Genomic DNA, 5,682 nt, shown 5'->3' with positions numbered 1-5,682 from the left:
GGCGCAGCTTTGGCCGTTATTGATTATAGAGCGCCCTTATTAAAAAAATCTTTATTTACTGTTTTAGTGGGCGCTTTAATGGTAATGCTCATTGGCTTTATTGTAGGCTTTATTCATAATGATTCGCCCCTTACCAGTGAAATCCTATCTCGCACTCAACCCACGTCAATGGATTTGATGATTGCACTCGCTGGTGGCACTGCTGGCGCTTACGCCATGATTTCTCCACAACTGTCTGTGGCAGTTGTCGGGGTAGCGGTCGCAACAGCTTTAGTGCCTCCTTTGGCAGCCAGCGGTATTTTGTTTGCTCATGGTGAATCCTCCTTAGGGTTAGGTGCGCTTTTACTTGCATTTACCAACATTGTTGCCATTCAATTTACCAATGCATTGGTGTTGTGGTCAGCAGGATTTAGACGCTTGGTCGACGATGATTATAAAAGCAGTCCTATGCTTGCTTTTTTTCGTCGTAATGCAGTCCCACTTCTATTATTGGCGGGCATAGGTATCTATCTGACTTATAATTTTAATGCCATAACCAAGAAACAAAAGTTTGAAAATGAAGTCAAAGAAACTCTCAATGATTATTTCATCGATAAAGGCAATGCCTTGACTACTACCCAATTTGTACCTAGAGAAGATTATCAGACAGTTCGCGCAGTCATACGCGGTGAAACCCGTCCTTCTTCAGGTGATGCATTGTATTTAGAACAACAGATTAATCAAAGAATTCATCATGAATATCCAAAGTATCGTCCAGTACGGCTTCAGCTAAGATATATTCCTGTGATTGTCATCGAATCTGATCCCGATCATAAGGATGATATTGATAAAACAGATGCCGCTATTTTGGCAAATGAGTCATAGTCCATCGAACTAGCAATAAATTAGGGTAATGCACGGTTTTAAGTCGTTTTATTACTTAGCATTATCAACATATTTGTTGATTGGTCATGTTTTAGTGTCAAATATGCTAAACTTTGACGCTATTATTTAAAGTAGCCTTTTTGGTTACAGCTTTGTTTAGTATTTAAGCTGTTAGTTTTTACAATCAATACAGTTTTAATAGCTTAAAACGACTATTTTTAATGCTATAAAACGTTTTATAATTATTACTTTCATTAGTGTTATATCTAAATTTATTAACTATTAGCTTATCCGCCATTCTTAAGGAGTTCATGTGACTCAGTCTGTGCCCACATCATCTAACTTGATACAACCTGCTTCAAATAAATTCTTAAGCACAGCCGAGCTGCGAAAGTCATTTATTGACTTCTTTGTCAGCAAGCAGCACACTCATGTCCCATCTTCAAGCTTAGTGCCTTTTAATGACCCCACTTTGTTATTCACTAATGCGGGTATGAACCAATTTAAAGACTGCTTTTTAGGTATTGATAAGCGCGATTATAGTCGTGCAGTTACCTCGCAAAAATGTGTGCGTGCTGGCGGTAAACACAATGACTTAGACAATGTGGGCTATACAGCTCGTCACCATACTTTCTTTGAAATGCTAGGTAACTTCTCATTTGGTGATTATTTTAAAAAATCTGCCATTGCTTTTGCGTGGGAATTTTTGACGTCTAAAGAGTGGTTGGCTTTAGATGCCAATAGACTTTATGTCACCATCTATGAAACGGATGATGAAGCCTTTGATATTTGGCACAAAGATATTGGCTTGCCTGCTGATCGTATTATTCGGATTGGCGATAACAAGGGTGCGCCTTATGCGTCGGACAACTTTTGGGCAATGGGTGACACTGGTCCGTGTGGCCCTTGTTCAGAAGTATTTTATGACCATGGTCCCCATATAGAAGGTGGCTTACCGGGTACTCCTGAAGAAGATGGCGACCGTTATATCGAAGTTTGGAACTGTGTGTTTATGCAGTTTAATCGTCAACCTGATGGCACTATGGAACCACTACCTGCGCCAAGTGTGGATACAGGTATGGGTCTTGAGCGTATTAGTGCTATTTTGCAAGGCGTGCATAGTAACTATGAAATTGATCTATTCGTTAATTTGATGAATAGTGCCGCTGAACTTTTAGACATTAAAAACGAAGACCAAGCCTCTTTAAAAGTTATTGCTGATCATATTCGTGCGGTAAGTTTCTTGATTGCAGATGGCGTATTACCGAGTAATGAAGGACGTGGCTATGTACTACGTCGTATTATTCGTCGTGCAGTGCGTCATGGAAATAAACTTGGTGCTGACGACAGCTTCTTTTATAAAATGGTTGCCCCATTAGTGGCAGAGATGGGTGAAGCTTATAACCAACTGGTTGAAAAGCAAGCCTTTATTGAAGCAGCTATTGAAAAAGAAGAAGTTCAATTTGCTAAAACATTGGCTCAAGGACTACGTTTATTAGACAGCGAGCTTGAAGGTTTAAACACAGGCGATGTACTCTCTGGTGAAGCAGCTTTCAAACTATATGATACCTATGGTTTCCCGATGGACTTAACAGCTGATATCACTCGTGAGCGTGAAATAAGTATTGATGAAGCTGGATTTGATGAGCAGATGAGTATGCAGCGTCAGCGTGCTCGAGATGCTGGCAAGTTTGATGTTGATTACTCTGCAGCGATTAAGGTTGATGCGCCTACCGAATTCGTGGGTTATGAAAAGCTAGATGATACTCAAGCCAATATCATTGGTTTATACTTAGAAGGTAAAGAAGTTCAGGAACTAAATGAAGGCGATGAAGGCGTTGTGGTGCTAGACCGCACACCTTTTTATGCCGAAGGTGGTGGTCAAGTCGGAGAAATGGGGCAAATTCGTACCAACTCGGGCGTATTTAATGTTGAAGATACCAAAAAATCTGGTCAAGCTATCATTCATCATGGCGTGGTGAATATGGGTAGCCTAAAATCTCAGCAAGCTGCTGATGCTCAAGTCGTTTCTGCCATTCGTTCGGCAAGTGCTAGGAACCACTCTGCCACGCATTTATTGCACGCGGCCCTGCGTAAAGTATTGGGTGATAAAGTCTCCCAAAAAGGCTCTTTGGTTACAAGTGAAGTGTTACGTTTTGATTTTTCATACGATAATGCTGTGTCCGAAAAAGACCTTGCTACCATTGAACGTTTAGTGAACGAGCAAATCCAAGCAAACGTTGAGACCCAAATTGAACAGATGAATATTGACCAAGCTATGGCAAAAGGCGCAGCTGCACTATTTGGTGAAAAATATGGCGAAACCGTTCGCGTATTAACCATGGGCACTACTGAAATTGACGATGGTATCGAAAAGCCATTCTCAATAGAGCTGTGTGGTGGCCTTCATGTAAAGCGTACCGGTGATATAGGTCTATTTAAAATCACTTCTGAATCTGGAATAGCTGCCTGTATCCGTCGTATTGAAGCTCTAACGGGTATGGGTGCACTACGGTATGTGCAACAGGCAGATAGCCAATTGACTGCCTTAGCCAATCAGCTCAAAGCCAAACGACCTGAAGTTGCAGATCGTGTACAGTCCATGGCTGATAAGCAGCGAGAACTTGAAAAAGAGATTGAGCGTTTGAATCAAAAAATCGCCAGTGCTCAAGCTGCAACCTTGGTCGATAATGTTCAAATCATTGCTGGCAAAAAAGTACTGATTGCTCAAGTTGCAGGTATTGACGGAAAAGCAATTCGCGGATTGATGGATGATATGAAGTCAAAGCTACAAGATACTGTTATTGTCTTAGTGGGTGAAAAAGACGAGCAGTTAGCCCTTGCTGCTTCAGTTAGTAAATCACTTACTGGCGATATTAAAGCAGGTGATATTATTCGTCACTTAGCTACAGAATTAGGCGGTAAAGGCGGTGGCAAACCAGATTATGCTCAAGGTGGCGCACCTTATAGTGATAAATTAGCAAGTGTTATGAGCCAATTACCTACTTGGCTTAATAGCCAATTGAGTTAAGACTCACTTAAATAAGTTTATGAACCTAACCGTTTATTATCATATATTTTATTGCTGTCTTTGATGGTTACGTTAGGTTGTGATATAAAGTACGTTTGTCTAACAGGTATTTGAGCTATTTAGTAGTTGCTTGCTATTGCCTCAACAATTATCGAATTGATAATTGATCATTTTTTGCTTTTAAGACTGCTTAAAACTTATAGACAAATATAATTAAACCAATAGGTTCCTTATTTTTATTACTATTTTCTTTAGTTGCTTATATTCCTGAAATTATCCATAGTGGCGACACTCACCTACGATATAAGTTAAAAGTTAGTCTTAATTTAATAGGGATAACCAAACTTTCACTACAAAGGGTTTCAAATGGCATTGATTGTACAAAAGTATGGTGGTACGTCGATGGGAAGTATCGACCGTATCAAAAATGTTGCAAAGCGAGTTAAACGCTGGCATGACCATGGGCATCAAGTCATTGTTGTCGTATCTGCCATGAGCGGTGAAACAAACCGTTTAATCGACCTTGCCACACAGATAAGTAAGTTCCCTGATCCGCGCGAATATGACCAAATGGTCTCAACTGGTGAGCAGGTATCTATTTCTTTATTATCTATAGCAATCAAAGAATTGGGTATTGGGGCACGCTCTTTTACCGGCGGTCAAGTCGCAATTCGTACTGATAATAAACACAATAAAGCGCGTATTGAATCAATTGATGCCGATAAAATTCAAGCACAGCTTGATGAAGGTAATGTAGTTGTGGTTGCAGGCTTCCAAGGTATGGATGCCGAGGGCAATATTACCACGTTAGGGCGCGGTGGTTCGGACACCACTGGTGTAGCTTTAGCAGCGGCTTTAAGTGCAGATGAATGTCAAATCTATACTGATGTGGATGGCGTATATACCACTGATCCTAGAGTAACTTCAAAAGCACGTAAGCTTGATAAAATAACTTTTGAAGAAATGCTTGAAATGGCAAGTCTTGGCTCAAAAGTTTTACAAATTCGTGCAGTTGAATTTGCTGGTAAATATCAAGTACCTTTAAGAGTCCTGTCGAGCTTCGATGAAGGTCAAGACGGCAGCTTTGATGAAGAATTCCGCCAAAATGTTGGCACACTAATTACAGTTGACGAAGGAGACGACATGGAACAGCCGGTTATTTCAGGCATTGCTTTTAATAGAGACGAAGCAAAAATTGTGGTACGAGGTGTGCCGGACCACCCTGGTATTGCTTCAGGGATTTTAACGCCTATTAGTGATGCCAATATCGAGATCGATATGATATTACAAAATCTTTCAGATCAAGGACTAACTGATTTTAGCTTCACTGTGAATCGTCCTGACTTTGATAAAGCCATTAATATCTTAGAAGGTATAAAAGGCGATATCGAAGCCAAAGAAGTCCATGGTAATACAGATGTGGTTAAAGTGTCATTGGTCGGTGTAGGTATGCGCTCTCACGCTGGTGTGGCAAGTAAAATGTTTCAAGTATTGGCTGAAAACAACATCAACATTCAGATGATTTCTACTAGTGAAATTAAAATTTCTGTATTGATAAAAGAGCAGCATTTAGAAAAAGCAGTTAAATCTTTACATACCGCTTTTGGTTTAGATCGTACAGATGGTGATAGTAAAGTTGCAGGTCTTTAAGCCTCTTATACTTTTTAGAAATAATTAAAACTTCACAATCAATAAAGATTGAAATCAGCATTAAATCTGATACATTAAATATTTAAAGGGTCTTCGGACTCTTTAAATTTATAAGTCTTTGAATTAAGGGTATTTGT

The 5,682-nt window shown here is 39.8% G+C and carries 3 protein-coding genes; all 3 read left to right on the top strand.

What is annotated here, in order from left to right; genetic code table 11:
• Positions 1–864 (top strand): DUF389 domain-containing protein (locus QZ265_RS09490; protein WP_296405625.1); only part of this gene is annotated, 864 nt, incomplete at its 5' end.
• A 346-nt stretch (positions 865–1,210) separates the two neighbouring features.
• Complete coding sequence (alaS, locus tag QZ265_RS09485; protein ID WP_296405627.1) at positions 1,211–3,895, top strand: alanine--tRNA ligase; 2,685 nt, start codon at positions 1,211–1,213, stop codon at positions 3,893–3,895.
• A gap of 366 nt (positions 3,896–4,261) precedes the next feature.
• On the top strand, positions 4,262–5,545 hold the full coding sequence (locus tag QZ265_RS09480) for an aspartate kinase (protein WP_296405623.1): 1,284 nt from the start codon (positions 4,262–4,264) through the stop codon (positions 5,543–5,545).
• The last annotated feature ends 137 nt before the right edge of the window (positions 5,546–5,682 follow it).

Source organism: Psychrobacter sp. (assembly GCF_018260395.1).
In the GTDB taxonomy this organism is placed as follows: Bacteria; Pseudomonadota; Gammaproteobacteria; order Pseudomonadales; family Moraxellaceae; genus Psychrobacter.
Note: the sequence above shows the minus strand (reverse complement) of the source record. Positions and strands in the feature narration are given on the sequence as shown.

What these genes read in the sequence shown, in the direction of transcription:
- QZ265_RS09480 (WP_296405623.1), top strand. Translation starts at nt 4,262, where the DNA reads ATGGCATTGATTGTACAAAAGTATGGTGGTACGTCGATGGGAAGTATC.